At 62.9% G+C, this 18,580-nt stretch carries 16 protein-coding genes; 10 read left to right on the forward strand and 6 right to left on the reverse strand.

Annotated elements, in window-relative coordinates; all coding sequences use genetic code 11:
- Positions 1–44: 44 nt before the first annotated feature.
- Positions 45–683 (reverse strand): cysteine hydrolase family protein, encoded by a 639-nt coding sequence (locus G5V57_RS19470; RefSeq protein ID WP_165169220.1) that lies wholly within the window; start codon positions 681–683, stop codon positions 45–47.
- Positions 680–1,582, reverse strand: coding sequence for a MurR/RpiR family transcriptional regulator (locus tag G5V57_RS19475; protein ID WP_165169221.1), 903 nt, complete (start codon positions 1,580–1,582; stop codon positions 680–682). The genes G5V57_RS19470 and G5V57_RS19475 overlap by 4 nt, the downstream gene beginning before the upstream one ends.
- 171 nt (positions 1,583–1,753) lie before the next feature.
- On the opposite strand from G5V57_RS19475, the gene G5V57_RS19480 reads away from it, so the two are divergent.
- The 5 genes from G5V57_RS19480 to G5V57_RS19500 all read left to right on the forward strand — a co-directional run bounded on the left by G5V57_RS19480 (position 1,754) and on the right by G5V57_RS19500 (position 7,780).
- Positions 1,754–3,565: an ATP-binding cassette domain-containing protein gene (locus tag G5V57_RS19480; RefSeq protein WP_165169222.1), complete on the forward strand. Its 1,812-nt coding sequence runs from the start codon at positions 1,754–1,756 to the stop codon at positions 3,563–3,565.
- The gene (locus tag G5V57_RS19485; protein WP_165169223.1) at positions 3,540–4,691 is read left to right on the forward strand and encodes an ABC transporter substrate-binding protein; all 1,152 of its coding nucleotides are present in this window, start codon (positions 3,540–3,542) and stop codon (positions 4,689–4,691) included. The genes G5V57_RS19480 and G5V57_RS19485 overlap by 26 nt, the downstream gene beginning before the upstream one ends.
- Positions 4,692–4,701: 10 nt before the next feature.
- Positions 4,702–5,403, forward strand: coding sequence for an ABC transporter ATP-binding protein (locus tag G5V57_RS19490; protein WP_165169224.1), 702 nt, complete (start codon positions 4,702–4,704; stop codon positions 5,401–5,403).
- A 185-nt stretch (positions 5,404–5,588) separates the two neighbouring features.
- Entirely contained in the window at positions 5,589–6,476 is an 888-nt protein-coding gene (locus G5V57_RS19495) for a branched-chain amino acid ABC transporter permease (RefSeq protein WP_165169225.1), read from the forward strand.
- A 2-nt stretch (positions 6,477–6,478) separates the two neighbouring features.
- Complete coding sequence (locus tag G5V57_RS19500) at positions 6,479–7,780, forward strand: aspartate aminotransferase family protein (protein WP_206530319.1); 1,302 nt, start codon at positions 6,479–6,481, stop codon at positions 7,778–7,780.
- A 92-nt stretch (positions 7,781–7,872) separates the two neighbouring features.
- Here G5V57_RS19500 and G5V57_RS19505 read toward each other — a convergent pair whose 3' ends face one another.
- Entirely contained in the window at positions 7,873–8,616 is a 744-nt protein-coding gene (locus G5V57_RS19505) for an SDR family NAD(P)-dependent oxidoreductase (protein ID WP_165169227.1), read from the reverse strand.
- A gap of 497 nt (positions 8,617–9,113) precedes the next feature.
- Between G5V57_RS19505 and G5V57_RS19510 the strand changes: the two genes are divergently transcribed.
- Together G5V57_RS19510 and G5V57_RS19515 are read left to right on the forward strand one after the other, a co-directional pair.
- A complete protein-coding gene (locus G5V57_RS19510; RefSeq protein WP_165169228.1) occupies positions 9,114–10,724 on the forward strand; it encodes a GMC family oxidoreductase in 1,611 nt (536 codons plus the stop codon).
- Complete coding sequence (locus G5V57_RS19515; RefSeq protein WP_165169229.1) at positions 10,721–11,185, forward strand: hypothetical protein; 465 nt, start codon at positions 10,721–10,723, stop codon at positions 11,183–11,185. Before G5V57_RS19510 ends, G5V57_RS19515 begins: the two co-directional genes overlap by 4 nt.
- Positions 11,186–11,192: 7 nt before the next feature.
- Here the strand turns inward: G5V57_RS19515 and G5V57_RS19520 are convergent, their stop codons facing one another.
- A complete protein-coding gene (locus G5V57_RS19520) occupies positions 11,193–12,191 on the reverse strand; it encodes an LLM class flavin-dependent oxidoreductase (protein ID WP_165169230.1) in 999 nt (332 codons plus the stop codon).
- A 175-nt stretch (positions 12,192–12,366) separates the two neighbouring features.
- On the opposite strand from G5V57_RS19520, the gene G5V57_RS19525 reads away from it, so the two are divergent.
- The 3 genes from G5V57_RS19525 to G5V57_RS19535 are packed head-to-tail and all read left to right on the forward strand — an operon-like array spanning position 12,367 to position 16,114.
- Positions 12,367–13,863 carry a glycerol kinase gene (locus G5V57_RS19525; protein WP_165169231.1) on the forward strand — a complete coding sequence of 499 codons (1,497 nt, stop codon included), beginning with the start codon at positions 12,367–12,369 and terminating at the stop codon, positions 13,861–13,863.
- A gap of 1 nt (position 13,864) precedes the next feature.
- Positions 13,865–15,397: a glycerol-3-phosphate dehydrogenase gene (gene glpD / locus G5V57_RS19530; protein ID WP_246737290.1), complete on the forward strand. Its 1,533-nt coding sequence runs from the start codon at positions 13,865–13,867 to the stop codon at positions 15,395–15,397.
- 12 nt (positions 15,398–15,409) lie between these two features.
- On the forward strand, positions 15,410–16,114 hold the full coding sequence (locus G5V57_RS19535) for a glutathione binding-like protein (RefSeq protein ID WP_165169233.1): 705 nt from the start codon (positions 15,410–15,412) through the stop codon (positions 16,112–16,114).
- 132 nt (positions 16,115–16,246) lie between these two features.
- Here the strand turns inward: G5V57_RS19535 and G5V57_RS19540 are convergent, their stop codons facing one another.
- Together G5V57_RS19540 and G5V57_RS19545 are read right to left on the reverse strand one after the other, a co-directional pair.
- The gene (locus G5V57_RS19540; protein WP_165169234.1) at positions 16,247–17,353 is read right to left on the reverse strand and encodes an ABC transporter permease; all 1,107 of its coding nucleotides are present in this window, start codon (positions 17,351–17,353) and stop codon (positions 16,247–16,249) included.
- 1 nt (position 17,354) lies between these two features.
- A complete protein-coding gene (locus G5V57_RS19545) occupies positions 17,355–18,497 on the reverse strand; it encodes an ABC transporter permease (RefSeq protein ID WP_165169235.1) in 1,143 nt (380 codons plus the stop codon).
- Between the last annotated feature and the right edge of the window lie 83 nt (positions 18,498–18,580).

The following is an 18,580-nucleotide window of genomic DNA, read 5'->3' on the forward strand; positions in this document are numbered from 1 at the left end:
TAATGGGTCCCGGCTTTCGCCGCGATGACAGGGATTGGCATGCATCACGCGAGATCCTTCAGCCGCTGGAGCACTGTCTCCGTATTCGTGACCCAGCAATAGCCGCCGAAGGCCTTGAGCGCGTTGTCGTGGCGGGCCTGGGTGTAGGTGGCGCAGGCGTCCTCGGCGAGCGTTACCAGATAGCCGCGATCGGAGGCATCGCGCACCGCCATGTCGACGCATTGATCGGTCACCACGCCCGAGATGATGAGATAGCGGATGCCGAGATTCTTCAGCACATAGTCGATATTGGTGGAATTGAAGACGCCCGAGGATGATTTAGGCAGCACGATCTCGTTGTCGATGGGGGTCAGCTCCTTGATCGGCTGGCCTTCCGGCAATCCCTTCGGCACGAAGATGTTGGAGAGGCGATGGTCGAGTGAAATGTCGCGGCCGTCCTTGGTGAGCGCCTCGATGATCGTGTGCAGCACCTGGACACCCGAGGCGCGCGCCGCCTCGATCAGTTTCTGCGCATTGGGAACGGTCGTGGCCCTGAGCCGCTTGAAATAATAATGCTCGGCATTGAGCTCGGGATGCTGGGGATCGAGCCCTGGCGTGCAGAAGATGGTCTGCAGGTCGACGAAGAGTAGGGCGGTTTCCTCGCGCTTGTAAGGCGCATCGCGCGTGACGGCGGCAGGCTTCATGTTTTTGCTCTCTGCTTCTTGCGGGGTTTGGATGGGGCGTTGGCCGGCGTGTCGAGCACGACATTGTTGAGGCGCCGGTAATGTTCGATCTCCTCGAGCCTCGGCCGTACCTCTTTGTCGAGCTTGCCGGTGAAGGCGGTGACGAGCGCTTCGAGCTGCACCATGGTCGGCACCATCGTGTCGAAGGGCGAGATCGTGTCGACCGGTCCGGTGAGCGTCACCGTGGCGAAGGAAGCGATCGGCGACTTCCATTTGTCGGTGAGGAGGATGATGCGCGCCCCGCGCTCATGCGCCTGGCGGGCGAATTGCACGACATCCTGCTGATAGCGTCGCAAGTCGAAGGCGACGACGAGATCCTGCTTGCCGATGTCGGCGACATATTCGGCGAGATCGGCGAGCGATCCGTTGACCCAGATAGCGCCGGGGCGGAGCTGCACCAGATGTCGGTGCAGGATGGCGGCGAGGAAGCCGGTGAAGCGGCCACCGATGCAGAAGATGCGTTTCCTGGCCTTGATCAGGAGATCGGCCGCCTCGTTGAAATCGGCCGGCAGGATTTCGGACTGACTGTTCTTGAGCGCCGCGATGGTCGCTTCGGCATAGGATTGATAGAGACCTTCGGCGCTGACCGTCGGCTTGCGGCTCTCCAGCATGGTGAGGGCGGAGTTCATATGCGCTTCGAGCTCGGCGAGCAGCGCCTGCTGCATTTCGATGAAGCCGGAAAAGCCGAGCTTGGTGGCGAGCCGGATGACGGTCGGGTCGCTCACCTCCGCCTGCTGGGCGAGCCTGGAGGCCGTGGCAAGTCCCGCGACCGGATAATTGGCGAGCAGAACCCGGATCACCTTGCGCTCCGCCGGTGTGTAATCCGCCTCGCTGTCGATGAGCTTGTCTTTGAGCGCCATGCTGGTTGCCGAACAGGTCTGAAGAAAAAAATACAGAATGATGATTGTTTAAGCAATCTGTAAAATTTATTTGACGTCCGTCGCCGGTTTGCTAGCCTGAGAAAAAACAGGGCAGGGCAGGAAACATTGGGCGGGCTGAGCGTATCGCGGGAATCTTTGGGTAGCGGGCTGATGCTCGCCGCGCTCGTTGCCGTCGGCGCCCTCGTCACCGGCTTCGCCTTCGGTGCCAATGGCGAGCGCATCGCGACGCTCTTCCTCATCTATCTCTGCGCCGTCCTGTCGATTTCGGTCTTCACCGGCGGCGCCGGCATCACCTCATTCGGCCACGCCGCCTTCATGGGCATCGGCGCCTATGTGTCGGGCATCCTCACCATGCCGAAGGCGCTGCAGGTGTCGGCTTTGCCGCAACTGCCGACTTTCCTCGCCGGCCATGAAGCGGGGATCGTCGCAGCGATCCTGGCCGTCGCGGCCGCCGGCCTGATCGCCGGACTCATCACAGGAATTCCGATCGCCCGTCTCGGCGGCTCCTCCGCTGCGATAGCGACGCTGGCACTGCTCATCATCATCCATGTGATCCTCAATGGCGCGCGCGAGATCACCCGCGGCAGCCAGACCTTCTATGGCGTGCCGCGCCTGACCACCTTGGCCACAGCGCTCATCTTCGCGCTCGCCTTCATCCTCATTGCACGCCTGTTCCGCGACACGGGGCCGGGCCTGCGCCTGCGCGCCAGCCGCGAGAATGATGTGGCGGCCCAGGCCTGCGGCGTCTCCTTGTTTCAGGTGCGCTATATCGGCTGGATCCTGAGCGCGGTGCTCGCCACCTTGGCGGGCGCGCTTTACGGACATTTCCTCGGCGCCTTCTCGCCCAAGGATTTCTATTTCGATCTGACCTTTCTGCTCATCGCTATGCTGATCGTCGGCGGCATGCTGACCGTGACCGGCGCCATTGTCGGCACCGCGCTCATCACCGCGGTGATCCAGATCCTGCGGCTCGCCGAAGGCGGCATCGATCTGGGCTTTGTTCAGATTCCGGTGATATTCGGCCTTACGCAACTGGGCCTGGGCGTTGCCTTGCTTCTGACCATCTGGCGCCGGCCGCTCGGCATTGTCGGCTTGCAGGAATTGGGGCTGCGCGCCAATGCGCTGGTTCAGCCCGCCGCCGGCGAAGCCCCGGCCGCCAATCCCTCATCAGCCGGCAAGAGCCTGACGGTCTCAGGCCTCTCCAAACGCTTCGGTGGTCTCCAGGCTTGCGACGACCTCACCTTCACCATCGAGCGGGGCAAGGTCACCGGTCTCATCGGCCCCAATGGCGCCGGCAAGACGACCCTGATCAACCTGATCTGCGGTCAGCTCAAGCCCGATCGCGGCACGGTCGTAATCGACGGCGAGGACGTCACCAGCCGCGCTCCGCATCTCATCGCCACGGCCGGCCTCGGCCGCACCTTCCAGGCGATCAGGCTTTTCGACCGCATGACGGTGCTCGAGAATGTGACAGTCGCGGCTCTCACCATCGAGCCCGACCTGGGCAAAGCTCGCATAGCGGCCGAGACGCTCCTGGCGCGCCTCGAACTCGCCAAGGACGCGCACAGGCTTGCCGGCACGCTGGCCTATGGCGAGCGCCGGCGTCTCGAGATCGCCCGCGCTCTGGCCTTGCGGCCGCGCTATCTGCTGCTCGACGAGCCGGCCGCCGGCATGAATCCGGTCGAGACCGAGGCGCTGAAAACCATGCTCGACCGCATCCGCCATGATTTCGATCTGGGCCTCCTGGTGATCGAGCATGACATGCATCTCATCATGCGGCTCTGCGATTTTATCGTGGTGATCAACAAGGGCCAGAAGATCGCCGAGGGCGCGCCCGCCGCCATCCGCAGCGATCCCAAAGTCATCGAAGCCTATATCGGAGCGGCGCCCGAGACGGAAATCACGGCATCCACACCATCAACGGGAGGAGTACAAAATGAAACTGCGATTAGCACTGCTTAGCCTTACGGCGCTCAGCGCGCTGACCTTCGCCGCCCAGGCCGAGGAGCTGAAGATCGGCCTCGCTTCGGCGCAGACCGGCACGCTCGCCTTCGGCGACCAGCCCTCGCTCGCCGGCCTCCAGATGGCGGTCGACGAGATCAATTCAGCGGGCGGCTTCGGCGGCAAGTACAAGGCCGTGCTCGATGTGAAGGACACGCGCTCCGATACGGCGGCAACGGTGCAGGCGGCCCAGGAACTCGTCGCCTCCGGCATCAATATCCTGATCACGCCCTGCGACGCCGATCCCTCGATCGCGGCCGGCCAGATCAGCCAGCCGGCCAAGATCGTGACCTTCACCTTCTGCGGCACGACGCCCACCATCACCAGCGCCGTCGGCGACTTCATGTTCGGCACCTATCCGGCCGACAACGCGCAGGCGACGGTGCTCGCCGATTACGCGCAGGAGAAAGGCTACAAGTCCGCTTATATCCTGAAGTCCCCGGACTCGGCCTATACGCTGAAGCTGCCGGAATATTTCCAGCAGGTCTTCACCAAGAAGGGCGGCACCATCGCCGGTGAGGGCACCTATTCGATGGGCCAGCAGGACTTCGCCGCCGAGGTCACCAAGATCAAGAGCCTGAGCCCGCAGCCCGACGTCGTCATGACATCGGCCTATGAGCCCGACTTCCCGGCCTTCATCAAGCAGCTGCGCGCCGCGGGCGTCACCGCGCCGGTGCTGGGCTCGGACGGCATCGACACGCCGACCGTCGCCGGCCTCGGCGACGTGGTCGACGGCGTCGTCCATTCCTCGGCGGGGCTTCCTTCCGCTGGAACGCCTCTCGACGCCTTCGCCAAGAAGTTCACCGAGAAGACCGGCAAGCCTTTCGATACCGTCTATATCGCCAATGGCTATGAGATCGGCCTCATCATCGACGCGGCGGTGAAGGCGGCGGGCTCGCTCGATCCGCAAGGTTTGCGCGATGCGGTCGCCAATCTGAAGGACGTCGAGGGCGTTACCGGCAAGATCACCTATGCCGGCACCGACCGCATGCCGTCGCGCGACATCGCTCTGGTCGAGATGAAGGGCGGCGGCCGCTCGCTGGTCAAGACCGTGACGCCGAATCCGGCCGACGTTCCGGCACCCTGAGGCGAAGAAGATGCTAAGCGTCGAGGGCCTCAAGGTACGCTACGGGCAGATCGAAGCCGTGAAGGGCATCGATTTCTCCGTGGCCCAGGGTGAGATCGTGACCTTGCTCGGCGCCAATGGCGCCGGCAAGACCTCGACGCTGGCCGCTATCGTGGGGATGGCTCCCGCAACGGGCGTCATCCGCTTCGAGAGCAACAATATCGTCGGCCTCAGACCTGAGGATATCTCGAAGCGGGGCATTGCTTTGACGCCGGAGGGACGGCGCGTCTTTCCGGCACTCACCGTCGCCGAGAATCTGCTGCTCGGCGGCGCCATGCATCACAAGGGGGCGAGCCTCGATGCGACACGCGAAGAGATGCTGGCGCTTTTCCCGATTCTCCGCGAGCGTTACCGCCAGCGCGCCGGGCTTCTGTCGGGCGGCGAGCAGCAGATGCTCGCCATCGCCCGCTCCTTGATGTCGCAGCCGCGGCTCCTGCTCCTCGACGAGCCGTCGCTGGGGCTTGCGCCCAAGATCGTCGACGAAGTCTTCCGGCTCATCGCCGGTTTGCGCGGCAAGGGCATCACCATTCTGCTCGTCGAGCAGAATGCGGTGCGCGCCCTCGCCATCGCCGATCGCGGCTATGTGCTGGTGAACGGCCGCATCACGCTTCAGGGCAAGGGCCGCGACCTGGCACAATCCGATGAAGTGCGCGCCGCGTATCTGGCGGCATGAGAGGGGAGAATGAACCAAGCGAGCTCTCTCCAGCATTCCCCCCTCTCCCGCCTGCGGGAGAGGGTGCCCGACAGGGCGGGTGAGGGTGTTGGCTCAGGACGCGCACACTCCAAGGACACCCTCATCCGGCGCTTCGCGCCACCTTCTCCCGCAAGCGGGAGAAGGGGAAACTAAGGCGGCAGGCCATGGAATTCTTCATTCAGCAGCTCGTCAATGCCATCAGCCTCGGCGGCATCTATGCGCTTCTGGCGCTCGGCCTCGCGGTGGTTTTCTCGATCGTCGGCCTCATCAATTTCGCCCATGGCGAGCTGATGACGGTGGCGGGCTACGGCCTCTTCTTCGCCATCGGCGTGTCGCTCGGCCTGCCGCTCGCCATCGTACTCGCCATCTTCGGCGCCGTCGCCATGGCGCTCGTCATCGAGCGCGTCGCCTTCCGGCCGATGCGCCGTGCCGATGTGACGGGCCTGCTTCTGACCAGTTTCGCCGTCAGCGTGATCCTGCGCGTCCTGTTCCAGAACGGCATCAGCGCCCGCGGCATGCCGGTGCCGATGCCCTCGGCCCTTGCCGGCAGCATCGATCTCGGCTTCGCCCATATCGGCGTCATCCCACTTCTGTCGATCGCGGCGACCACCGTATCGCTCGCGGCCTTGCTGCTCTTCCTCAAGCATACGGTGGTCGGCACCGCCATGCGTGCCGCCGCCCAGGATTTCGCCGTGGTCCGGCTCATGGGCATTCCGGCCAATCGCGTCGTGGCTGTCGCTTTCGCGGTGTCGGGCGTTCTCGCCGGCGTCGCCGCTTTTCTCTGGGTGGCCCAGAGGGGCTCGGTCGATCCGCTGATGGGTTTCGTGCCGGTGCTCAAGGCCTTTATCGCCTCGATCATCGGCGGCCTGGGCGGCCTTGCCGGTGCGGTCGCTGGCGGCTTCGTGCTGGGGACGCTCGAAGTCGCCTTCCAGGCCTTCCTGCCAGCCTCGATCCTGCCCTATCGCGACGCCTTCGTGCTCGGCATCGTCATCCTGATATTGGTGCTGAGGCCGGAAGGCCTCATCCCGGCCCAGACCGGCAAGCGCTCATGACCGTGAATGATCTCTATGCCCGCGACAGCGCGGCGATCGGCAGTCTCCAGAAACTGCGCTTCTTCCCCTCCGCCTTGACCGGCGGCAGTGGGGCGAGGGTCACCGACCAGTCCGGCCGATCGCTGCTCGATCTCGCCGCCGCCTGGGGAGCGGCGAGCCTCGGCTATGGCCATCCCGCTCTTATCGGGGCGGTGACGCGCGCACTCGCCAATCCGGCGGGCGCCAGTGTGCTCTCATCCGCCAATCTCCCGGCGGTCGAGCTGGCCGAGGGCTTGCTCGCCACAGTCCCTGAGATCGAAGGCGCCAAGGTCTGGTTCGGCCATTCGGGATCGGACGCCAATGAGGCGATGTTCCGGGCGGTGACGGCGGCGACCGGCCGCTCGCGCATCATCGCTTTCGCCGGCGCCTATCATGGCGGCACCGCCGCCTCGATGGCGATATCGGGCCACAGCGTGCAGACCAATGCGGCGCGCCATGCGGGCCTCACCCTCATTCCCTATCCCGCCGCGTCCCGGCCCTTCATGGGCGACTCGTCGGGCGAGCGCGTGCTCGATCTCGTCGAGCATCTGCTCAAGACCACATGCCCGGGCGACCAGGTGGCGGCACTCTTCATCGAGCCCATCCAGTCCGATGGCGGCATGATCGTGCCGCCGCCCGGCTTCCTCCGGCAACTGGTGGCGCTCTGCCGCCGCTACGGCATCCTGATCGTCAGCGACGAGGTGAAGGTCGGCCTCGCTCGCACCGGCAGACTGCATGCCTTCGCGTTTGACGGCTTTGTTCCCGACATCGTCTGCTTCGGCAAAGGCCTGGGTGGCGGTTTGCCGCTCGCCGCCGCGGTGGCGCCGGCGCGCATTCTCGATTTCGCCTCCTCTTTCGCGATGCAGACCTTGCATGGCAATCCGATATCGGCGGCGGCCGGCATTGCGGTGCTCGACACGATCAAACGCGACGGGCTGGCGGACAATGCCGCTGCCGTCGGCTCTCATTTCCTCGACGGGCTCGCAAGGCTGCAACAGCGCCATGCGATGATCCGCGAGGTGCGCGGCCGCGGTCTCGCCATCGGCATCGAGCTCGATCCCGACCGCGCCAGGCGCTATGCGGCGAAGACCGTCTATCGCGCCTTCGAGCTCGGCCTCGTTCTCTATTATGTCGGCCTCGAGTCCAATGTGCTGGAGCTCACTCCGCCGCTCATCCTCACCCGGGCGGATGTCGATGAAGCGCTCACCATTCTCGACCGCAGCCTCGCCGATGTCGAAGCAGGCATGGTGAGCGATGAGGTGATAGCACCCTTCGCCGGCTGGTAAACGAGATCAGTTTGAGTTTGGATCTGGACGATCCAAACTCATCCATGTGCGCACGCGGGCTTGCGAAAAACCGGCCTCCACGTTCGCGCGTGCTAGACGGCGGTATATCCGCCATCCACAACCAACGAAGTGCCCGTAATGTAACGCGCGGCGGGTGATGCAAGGAAAAGTGCCGCACCGGCGACATCCGCGGGCTCGCCTTGCCGTCCCATCGGTATCTGGCGCAGCAGCGCGCGCTCAGCCTCCTCGCGATCGGCCTGGAATTTCCAGAATCTATCGTTGAACGGTGTGTTTATCCAGCCCGGCAACAGGCAGTTGACGCGGGTGCCTTGAGGCGCCAGTTCATCTGCAAGCGCGCGGCAAAGGCCAAGCAGCCCGGATTTCGTGGCGTGGTATGCGGGCATCCCGGCGTGGCCACGAAGCGCGCCCGTTGACGCTGTGAAGATAACGCTCGCATTGTCCGAGCCGGCCAACACAGGCGCGGCCGCCTGGGCAAGGTAGAACGGCATGGACAGGTTCAGAGCGAGCGATTTTTCCCAACGCTCGGGTGACCATTCCTGAAGAGGCGCCGATTCGAGGATCGCGGCATTGGCGAAGATGCAGTCGATCTTACCAAACGCAGCCAATGCCGCGGCAACCGCCGCACGTGGCCCGTCGCGTGTGGAAAGATCGCATACCAGCGATCGGGCTTCGCCGGCCGCTGCTTCACTTATAGCCTCCAGCGAGCGCCTTTCATCTATGTCGGCCAGAAAGACATTGTCCCCTCGCTTGCGAAAGGCCTGCAGTACGGCAAGCCCGATTCCCGAAGAGCCACCGGCGATTAGAGCGACGGCCATGTGGCCTCATGCGCATTTCCATTGTAACGACAGAGCTCCCCAGTGGGGACCATATAGACGGTAGCGCAATCATACTTGTCAGTCTCGCAGACATGGTCGTTACGCCGGACAAGTGCCAATCCTATGAGTTCTTGCGCTGATGTCACAATCTCTCCTCTGAGGCGCAGCTTCTCGGAATTAGCTTTTCTGCGGCAAGGAACAGTAAACCTCGATCGACGCAATGCGTTTTGCCGTATATCGGCCTTTGACGCCTAAATTTGTAACCTGACGGGCCGTTTTTGCAAAAATTGAGCGCCAGTCGATTCCTAGAGTGGCTTTCAGATACAGCAACAAGTGGAACGGGAGGAACCAATGATCCGTAACGGACGCCGAGGCCTCAATTTGGCGGCATTGGGGGCGGGCTCCGGGGCTTGGAATAGTGCGCGATGCGACGGCGGCTCCGCGATTTTGCTTGTTTGCCCGTGGCAGATTCAGCTCCAGCATGTTGGTGATGGTGAATGACACATATTTCCGCTGATGCGCTGATTATTGGAGCAGGTTTGTCTGGTGCGGTCATGGCAAGACGGCTCGCACAGGGCGGCGTTTCGGTCATTTGCCTGGAGCAAGGTTTTCAACAAAATAGAGAGGACTATCGGGGGCGGCACGCCGATTGGGAAATATCTGCGCTCGGCCCTTGGCACGCCAGTCCGAATGTGCGGCGCAATCCTGTCGATTATCCTGTCAACGACGATCAATCCGACATGAAGCCGCTGATGTTCAACGGAGTTGGCGGAAGCACGATCCTCTATGGGGGCCATTGGATGAGGTTTCTGCCCTCCGATTTCAGGGTGAGGACCTTGGATGGTGCGGCAGACGACTGGCCCATCTCCTATCGCGACCTTGAGCCATTCTACAATCAGACCGACATAGACTTTGGAGTGTCCGGCGTCGCAGGCGATCCTGCTTATCCGACCTATCCGGATTATCCGATGCCGCCTTTGCCGATCAATATTTGGGGAGAAAAGGTTGCTGCCGGCCACAGCAGACTGGGATGGCATTGGTGGCCCGGATCGAATGCGATTGCTTCGCGGCCCTATGATGGACGCTATCCTTGCGTTCAGCGAAGCACATGTGGCTACGGCTGCAACGAGGGCGCGAAGGCCTCAGTGGACTTGACCCACTGGCCCGCAGCCAAGGCACTCGGCGCGCAACTCATTACTGGTGCACGCGTAAGCCGCATAACTCATGATCAACAGGGACGAGCGACCGGTGCGATCTATCGCGACCGGGATGGCGACGAACACCAAGTATCAGCCAGTGTCGTCATTCTTGCCGCCAACGCGATCGGAACTCCACGGCTATTGTTGATGTCCCAGTCGTCCAGGTATCCAAACGGACTTACCAACGGTTCCGGACTGGTAGGGCGGCGGCTGATGATGCACCCCTTTACCCGTGTCGTCGGCTTCTTCGATCAACCCATGGAAAGCTGGCAAGGTCATTGGGGTCAAAGTCTCTATTCCCTGGAGTTCGCGGAAACACGCCCTGATCTCGGCTTCATACGAGGCGCGAAATGGAATCTGGGACCGTCTGGAGGCCCCCTCCATGCGGCGATGTCTTCTGCAGATGGAAAGCTGAGTTGGGGAGCCGACCTGCATAGGCAGGTGCAGGAATGGCTGGGCCACACCGCCATCTGGGGTATCTCATGTGACGACCTGCCAGAGCTGAACAACCATGTTTCGCTGGACCACAAACTTTGTGATTCTGACGGAAACCCGGCACCCAATTTGAGTTATCGCCTCTCTGACAATTCGAGAGCAATGCTGCGTTTCAACAGAGCGAGGGCAACTGAATCGCTGGAAGCGTCCGGGGCGTACAAAACACTGAGTCACGAATTGATGCCGGAGTATGGCTGGCACCCACTGGGAACGTGTCGTATGGGCCGCAGCACAGACGATTCCGTTGTCGACTCCTTTGGCGCAGTCCATGATGTTGAGAATCTCTTCATCGTCGATGGCAGCATCTTCGTTACCGGCTCGTCGGTGAATCCTGCCGCCACGATTGCTGCGCTCTCCTTGCGAGCGGCTGAGAATCTTTTGAACAATCGAAGAGAAATAAGGGGGGCTGCTTGACCGAACAAATGATGCAACCGCAGCAGTCGCTGAATTCGCACCGTCGCGGGCGCCTGGCCGCCGTCGCCGACGTCATTCTCCCGCGAGCTGAGGGGATGCCTTCTGCCAGCGACATCGACCTCGCAAATGCTCCTCTCGACAAGGTCCTGCGCGCTCGGCCGGACTTGCTGGAGCCCCTTTGCCAATCACTCGATTCGTTAAGTAACGATGCCATCGAAACGAACGTGCCGTCACTGGCGCGTGATGAGCCACAAGCCTTCGAAGTATTGATGCAGGTCGTGGCGGGTGCTTATTACATGGATACCCATGTACGCAGCTTGCTGGGATATGACGGCCAGCGGGCATTGTCCTTGCCGAGATCGGGCTTTGGCGCAGAGGAACTATTGATGGAAATGATGGAAAGTCCACCCCGCTACAGAGACCCGGATAAACTTTTATCAATTCGAATCGACCAGAATTGAAGGTGACCTAGAGTTTGACGAGGTCCTTGAGGATTCCGGCAGCGATCTCGAAGGAGCGCAGACGCGCCTTATGATCGAAGATGTGCCCGGTGACGATGAGCTCGTCGACCCCTGTGAGATCGAGAAAACCTTCGATGCCGCTCTTCACCTTGTCGCGCGCGCCGACGAAGGAATAGACGAGGGAATGATCGACGCCGGCCTTCTCCAGCGGATTGGCGAAGCAGTCGATATCGTCGACCGGCGGCGGCAACTGCCCGGGCTGTCCGCGCCGTAAGCGGATGAAGGCCTGCTGCTGCGAGGTGAAGAGGCGACGCGCCGCCTCGTCGCTGTCGGCGGCGATGACATTGGCGGCAGCCGCCACATAGGGCTTGTCGAGTTGGCGCGACGGCTGGAAGCGCTCGCGATAGATAGCGATCGCCTGCATGAGGGAGTCGGGCGCGAAATGCGAGGCGAAGGCGAAGGGCAATCCCAGATGCGCGGCAAGCTGGGCCCCGAACAGGCTCGAGCCCAAAATCCAGAGCGGCACTTTCAGTCCGGCGCCCGGCACCGCGCGGATCTTCTGATCGGGATCCGGGTCATCGAAATAGATCTGCAGCTCGACCACATCCTGCGGAAACTGGTCGGCGGCCGCGGCGAGATCGCGGCGCAAGGCGCGCGCCGTCAGCATGTCGGTGCCGGGAGCACGGCCGAGACCCAGATCGATGCGGCCGGGATAGAGTGATTCGAGCGTGCCGAACTGCTCGGCGATAACCAAAGGCGCATGATTGGGAAGCATGATGCCGGCGGCGCCGACGCGGATCGTCTTGGTGCCGCCCGCCACATAGCCGATCACCACTGAGGTCGCAGCACTTGCGATGCCGCTCATATTGTGGTGCTCGGCGAGCCAGAAACGCTTGTAGCCCCAATTCTCGGCATGGCGCGCGAGGTCCAGCGAATGCTGCAACGCATCGGCGGCTTTCGCTCCTTCGGCAATCGGCGAGAGATCGAGAACGGAATAGGCGATCATGGAGTACCTGCGGGTCGCGGGGAGGGAATGCGAAACATGGGGACTGGGCTGGTAATCTGCAATGCCGCCATAACATGGCTCGTATATCTCGGCTTTGTACATTCCGGTTTTGCTTTTGCCCGCCGCGTGGCAATGTGCCGGCCCCAGCTTCCCTAAGGACCGCCCCGAAACGCCCATGTCGCGCCCGCAAGAGATCATCCTCGGCATCGATCAGGGCACGACCAACACCAAGGTGGTGGCGCTCGACACGAAGGGGATAATACTCGCCGATGCTGTGCGCCCGATCGTCACGACGGCGCCCGAGCCCGGCTTCGTCGAGCAGGATGCGAGCGCGATGGTTGCCAATGTGCTCGCCTGCATCCAGGAATTGCTCGCCAGGCTGGCACTGAAGCCATCGCAGGTTCTGGCGATCGGCATCGCCAACCAGACCGAGACTTTGGTGGTCTGGGATACGAATACCGGGGAACCGGTAATGCCGGCCATCGTCTGGCAATGCCGGCGCGGCGCCGAGGAGCTGGAGAAGCTCAGAAGCGATGACAGCTTGCGTCTCATCCGAGCGCGCACCGGCCTCGATCTCGACCCGACCTTCACGGCGGGAAAACTGCATTGGCTCAAGCGCCACCGTCCTTCTCTCTGGGCGGGACTGCGCGATGGGCGGCTGCGCTGGGGAACGGTCGACAGCTGGCTCATGGCGGCGCTGACCGATGGCGGTACTTATGCGACCGAGCCCGGCAATGCCTCGCGCACCATGCTGTTCGACATCGAGCGGCTGGCCTGGGACGAGGAGCTCTTGGATCTCTTCGGGCTCGACCTTGCCGCCTTCCCGGAGGTGCGCCGCTCCAACGGCGATTTCGGCACGACCAGAGCAGCGCTGCTCGGCGCGGCGATCCCGGTCCGTGGCGTGCTGGGCGATCAGCAGGCGGCCTTGTTCGGCCATGGTTGCTATGACGCGCGCGAGCTCAAGGTGACTTATGGCACCGGCGCCTTTCTCTGGATGAATGCCGGATCGACGCCGCCCAAGGCTTCGGGCGAGGGCATCATCCGCACCATCGCCTGGCAGATCGACCGGCCATGCTACGCCTATGAAGGCTTCGTGATGTATGCCGGCAAGATCCTCGACTGGCTGAGCGAGCGCCTGTCGATTGAGGGCCGCGGTGCGGCCGTGGCGGCCGAGGCTGAGAAAGCCGGAACGAGCGCCGACGTGCTCTTGGTGCCGGCCTTTCAGGGCCTCGCCTCGCCCTGGTGGCAGCCCGATCTGCGGGCTGCGCTTCTGGGACTCGGTGAGGCGACGAGCAAGGGCCAAATCGCCCATGCTGGTCTCGAGGCCGTCTGCTATCAGATCCGCGCCGTGCTTGACGGTATCAGCGGCGGGGAGACGCTTCCGATGGTCAAGGCCGATGGCAGCATGACGCGCTCGGCCTATTTCACAAAGTTGCAGGCGAACGTACTGGGCGCCCCGCTTTTCGTGTCGGCCTCCGATGCGATGACGCCCTTCGGATCCGCCTTGATGGCGGGCCTGGGCGCGGGCTGCTGGGCATCGCTCGATGAGCTGCGCAAGCTGCCGCGCGCCGGCGAGATGGTTGCGCCCACCGCATCTTATGAGAGTGCTTATGAGGAATGGAGCAAGGCGGTCGGCCTGCTGATCGCGGGTTATGGCCGCAAGGGAATGTGACGTGAGCGAGGACCAGCAGAAAACCTACGACCTCTTCGTGATCGGCGGCGGCATAAATGGGGCGGCGATCGCCTGCGATGCGGCCGCGCGCGGCCTGCGCGTCGGCCTGTCCGAGATGCAGGATTTCGCGGAGGGAACGTCGTCGCGCTCCTCCAAGCTCATCCATGGCGGCCTGCGCTATCTCGAGACCTATGACTTCAAGCTGGTGCGTGATGCGCTCATTGAGCGCGAGATCCTCATGCGTCGCACGCCGCATCTCGTCTGGCCGCTACGCCTGGTGCTCCCCTATGTGGCGAGCCAGCGGCCGCGCTGGATGATCCGCCTCGGTCTCCTCTTCTACGACTATCTCGCACATCGCAAAGTGCTGAAGCGCTCGGAAGCGATCGATCTGCACAAGCATCCGGCGGGCGGCGCGTTGAAGAACGATTACCGTCATGCCTTCGCCTATTCAGATTGTCGGGGCGATGATGCGCGCCTGGTCATCGCCAATCTCTTGGGTGCGAAGCGCGGCGGCGCCGATATCTGGGCGCGTCATCGTTTCGTGACCGCGGCGCGCGACGGCGAGCTGTGGCGCATCACGCTCGAGAAGGTGAGTGATGGCGGGCAGGTCACGCTGCAAAGTCGTGCCCTGGTGAATGCGGCGGGCCCCTGGGTCGTCGATGTCGCGGGCAGGATGAAGGTGCCGGTTGGCCGCAAGCTGCGGCTGGTGCGCGGCAGCCACATCGTCGTGCCGCGGCAATGGGAGGGCGAGCACGGCTATTTCCTGCAGACGCAGGACGGCCGTCTTATGGAGGCCTTTCCCTATGAGCGCGATTTTACCTCCATCGGCACGACCGACGAGCCCTGGGAGGACGCGCCCGAAAAGGTGGCGATCTCCGACCAGGAAATCGACTACATGCTGGCCGAGGTAAACGGCTTCCTGAGGAAGCCGGTTACGCGCGCCGACATCGTGTGGAGCTATTCGGGAGTGCGGCCGCTCTTCGAGACGGGCGGCGGCCGTGACGGCGATCTCTCGACCTTGACGCGTGACTACTCCTTCGAGATCGATCATGGCCAAGGCCAGGCGCCGGTCCTCACCGTCTTCGGAGGCAAGCTCACCACGCATCGCCGCCTTGCGGAACATGCAATGCAGAAGCTCTGCGCCGTGATGCCGTGGCCTGCCAACAGTCCCTCACGAACCGACATATTGCCGGGCGGCGATGTCGGCCCGGCCGGAATCGAGGCCTATCGCAATAGCTTCAAACAGCGCTTCCCTTGGCTCCCGGAAACGCAGGCGGATCGCTATGTTCAGCAGTTCGGAGCCCGCGCCGAGGAGATGCTGAATGGGGCGGGCAATCTCGCGGATCTGGGCCCGCTGATCGGCGCCGATCTCCACCAGAGAGAGGTCGATTACCTCATGGACACCGAATGGGCCCGCACCGTCGAGGACATCATCTGGCGACGCAGCAAGCTGGGACTTCGTCTTTCTCCGGTTGAGATCGGCCGGCTTGCCGCCTACCTGAAGGACAGACCCACCCTTCCTCAATCTTCCTGAAGCGAGCCAGCCATGATTGATCTCTATTATTGGACGACGCCCAACGGCCATAAGATCACGATGTTCCTGGAAGAGGCGGGGCTTCCCTACCGGCTCATTCCCATCGACATCGGCAAGGGCGAGCAGTTCAAGCCGGAATTCCTCGCCGTCGCGCCCAATAATCGCATCCCGGCCATCGTCGACACCAAGCCGGCCAAGGGCAAAAAGCCGATCTCCCTGTTCGAGTCGGGCGCCATCCTGCTTTATCTCGCCGAGAAGACGGGCAAGTTCATCCCCGACGATCTTGCCGGGCGCGCCGACGTGCTGCAGTGGCTGTTCTGGCAGATGGGGGGCTTAGGGCCCATGGCCGGCCAGAACCATCATTTCCGCAACTACTCCAACGAGAAGATCGACTACGCGATCGAGCGTTACACCAAGGAGACGAACCGTCTCTACGGCGTGTTGAACAAGCGTCTCGCCGATCGCGCCTTCGTGGCCGGCGCGGATTATTCGATCGCCGACATGGCGTCCTATCCCTGGGTCGTGCCCTATGAGCGCCAGGGCCAGGACCTAGCCGACTTCCCGCATCTGAAGCGCTGGTTCGAAACCATTCGCGCCAGGCCCGCGACGATCGCCGCCTATGATCTGGTGAAGACGGTCAATCCGACGGCCGGCAAGCCGATGACGGAAGAGGAGAAGAAGATCCTCTTCGGCCAGACCGCGGCGGTGGTGCGGTAGTGAATGTCGTCATCCCGGCGAAAGCCGGGATCCACTAAATACTTTCCAAATGCACAGTACTGCCCACTTGCTCTTATCCAATGGATCCCGGCTTTCGCCGGGATGACGACTTGAGGGAACATCAAATCCTGATCACTCCAATCTGCTGCGGAACAGCCAGGCAGCGGCGCTCAGCGTGAAGGCGGCGATTAGTGCCAACGGCGCGGTGTTGTGGATGACTTCGCTCAAAGGGATGTCTTTCAGGAACACGCCCTTCACCACCACCAGGAAATAGCGCAGCGGATTGACATAGGTCACGGGCTGCAGCCAGCCCGGCATGTTTTCGATCGGCGTGGCGAAGCCCGAGAGCAGGACCGCCGGCACCATGAAGACGAAGGCGCCGAGTATGGCCTGTTGCTGCGTCATCGACAGCGATGAGATGAAGAGGCCGATGCCGACCACCGAGGCAAGATAGAAGAGCGCACTGCCATAAAGCAGGAACAGCGAGCCGCGCAACGGGATCTCGAAGTAGAACACCGCCATCAGGACATAGATGGTGATGTGGAACAGTCCGATCAACATGGGCGGCGTCAGCTTGCCGATGAGGATCTCGTGCGTCCTGAGCGGCGAAACCATCAGCTGGTCAAAGGTTCCGAGCTCGCGCTCGCGCGCCACCGACAGCGCCGTCACGATGAGGCCGATCAGCAGCGCGATGATAGCGACGAGGCTCGGCACCGTGAACCAGATATAGGTGAGATTCGGATTGAACCAGTTGCGCGGCACGATGGTGACGCTCGCTGCGCGCTGGCGCGGCGAGGCGAGGTCGGCGGCGAGCCCGGCGATGATCTGGTTGAGATAGCCGGCGACGATCTGGGACGCATTGGAGCGCCGCCCATCGAGGATGATCTGCACATCGCCGGCCTTGCCAGCACCAATGGCGCGCGAGAAGTCGGGACCGATCTGAAGGGCCGCGATCACCTCCTGACGGTCAACGAGATCATGCAGCACCTTTTCATCATCGGTGCGGACCAGGCGGCGGAAGTACGGGGTGCCCTCAATACGCTGGATCAGCTCATGGCCCCATTTGCCGCTGTCGCGGTTGAGGATCACAATATCGACATTCGTCACTTCGAGGGTCGCGGCATAGGAGAAGACGAAGAGCTGCAGGATCGGCGGCACGACGATCACCAGGCGGCCACGCGGATCGCGCAGGATCGCGAGGAACTCCTTGATGATCAAGGCGAGGATGCGGCCCCACATGTCAGCCGAGCCTCTTAGCGGTACTGCGGGCGGCGAGGCCGAGAAAAACAGCTCCAGCGAGCAGTAGAATGGTGATGTTGCGCAGGAAGAGCGGCCAGATATCGCCAGCGAGGAACACCGTCTGCAAGCTGGGGATCAGATAGCGCGCCGGCACGATGGCGCTGATCCATTGAATGATCGTCGGCATCGAGCTGATCTCGAACAGGAAGCCGGAGAGCAGGAAGGCGGGCAGGAAGGCCGAGAGAAGTGCGAGTTGCGAAGCGAGAAACTGGTTGCGCGTCGCCGCCGAGATGAGCAGGCCCTGGCCGAGCGCCGGCAGCAGGAAGGCGGCAGATATGGCATAGAGGGCGAGAAGCGAGCCGCGGAACGGAATGCCGAACAGCACGACCGCGACGAGCACGCACAGTGTCATCGACGCCATGGCGAGGATGAAATAGGGCAGGATCTTGCCGGCGAGCAGCTCGGCGGCGGTGACCGGCGTCGCCATCATCGCCTCCATCGTGCCGCGCTCCCATTCGCGCGCGACCACCAGCGCCGTCAGCAAGGTGCCGATCAGCGTCATCACGATGGCGATCGAGCCGGGCACAAGGAAGTTGCGGCTGGTGAGCTCCGGATTGAACCAGAAGCGCTGCTCGACATTGATGCCCGGAGGATCGACTTGAGTTTCGCTGGTCCTGAGCCGCATCCAGGTGGCGACGACGCCCTGCACATAGTTCTGCACGAAGCTTGCGGTGTTGGGATCGGTGCCGTCGACGATGACCTGGATCTGCGGATAGGTGCGGGCGGTGAAGTCGCTCGCGAAGCTCGCCGGGATCACGACGATGCCGCGCACCTCGCCGACGACGAGGGCTTCCTCGAAGTCGCGCCGGTCGCGGCCCAGCTTCACGTCGAAATATCGCGACGCCTGGAAGCTTGCCGCCAGACCCTGGGTGAGCGGCGACATCGTCTCGACGACGACGCCGATGCGGGTGCGTGTCGCATCGAGCGACACGCCGTAGCCGAAGAGGAAGAGCAGGATCAGCGGCAGGACGAAAGCGATGAGGATGCTGCTCGGATCGCGCAGGATCTGATAGGTCTCCTTGCGCACGAGCGCGGCGAGGCGGCGGAGAGAGCTTGAGCCCCTATCTTCCGGCAGCGTGCTCATGCGCTGCTGCTTTCCCCCTCTCCCGCTTGCGGGAGAGGGTGCCCGACAGGGCGGGTGAGGGTGTTGGCTCCGTCATCGCGCTC

This window comes from Nordella sp. HKS 07, assembly GCF_011046735.1.
GTDB lineage: Bacteria > Pseudomonadota > Alphaproteobacteria > Rhizobiales > Aestuariivirgaceae > Taklimakanibacter.

Bases quoted from the DNA above. Each gene is read 5' to 3' on its own strand.
- G5V57_RS19540 (WP_165169234.1), bottom strand. From the start codon at position 17,353: ATGTGGGGCCGCATCCTCGCCTTGATCATCAAGGAGTTCCTCGCGATC.
- G5V57_RS19480 (WP_165169222.1), top strand. From the start codon at position 1,754: ATGCTCGCCGCGCTCGTTGCCGTCGGCGCCCTCGTCACCGGCTTCGCC.
- G5V57_RS19535 (WP_165169233.1), top strand. From the start codon at position 15,410: ATGATTGATCTCTATTATTGGACGACGCCCAACGGCCATAAGATCACG.
- G5V57_RS19490 (WP_165169224.1), top strand. From the start codon at position 4,702: ATGCTAAGCGTCGAGGGCCTCAAGGTACGCTACGGGCAGATCGAAGCC.
- G5V57_RS19510 (WP_165169228.1), top strand. From the start codon at position 9,114: ATGACACATATTTCCGCTGATGCGCTGATTATTGGAGCAGGTTTGTCT.
- G5V57_RS19485 (WP_165169223.1), top strand. From the start codon at position 3,540: ATGAAACTGCGATTAGCACTGCTTAGCCTTACGGCGCTCAGCGCGCTG.
- G5V57_RS19495 (WP_165169225.1), top strand. From the start codon at position 5,589: ATGGAATTCTTCATTCAGCAGCTCGTCAATGCCATCAGCCTCGGCGGC.
- G5V57_RS19470 (WP_165169220.1), bottom strand. From the start codon at position 683: ATGAAGCCTGCCGCCGTCACGCGCGATGCGCCTTACAAGCGCGAGGAA.
- G5V57_RS19520 (WP_165169230.1), bottom strand. From the start codon at position 12,191: ATGATCGCCTATTCCGTTCTCGATCTCTCGCCGATTGCCGAAGGAGCG.
- G5V57_RS19505 (WP_165169227.1), bottom strand. From the start codon at position 8,616: ATGGCCGTCGCTCTAATCGCCGGTGGCTCTTCGGGAATCGGGCTTGCC.
- G5V57_RS19545 (WP_165169235.1), bottom strand. From the start codon at position 18,497: ATGAGCACGCTGCCGGAAGATAGGGGCTCAAGCTCTCTCCGCCGCCTC.
- G5V57_RS19525 (WP_165169231.1), top strand. From the start codon at position 12,367: ATGTCGCGCCCGCAAGAGATCATCCTCGGCATCGATCAGGGCACGACC.
- G5V57_RS19475 (WP_165169221.1), bottom strand. From the start codon at position 1,582: ATGGCGCTCAAAGACAAGCTCATCGACAGCGAGGCGGATTACACACCG.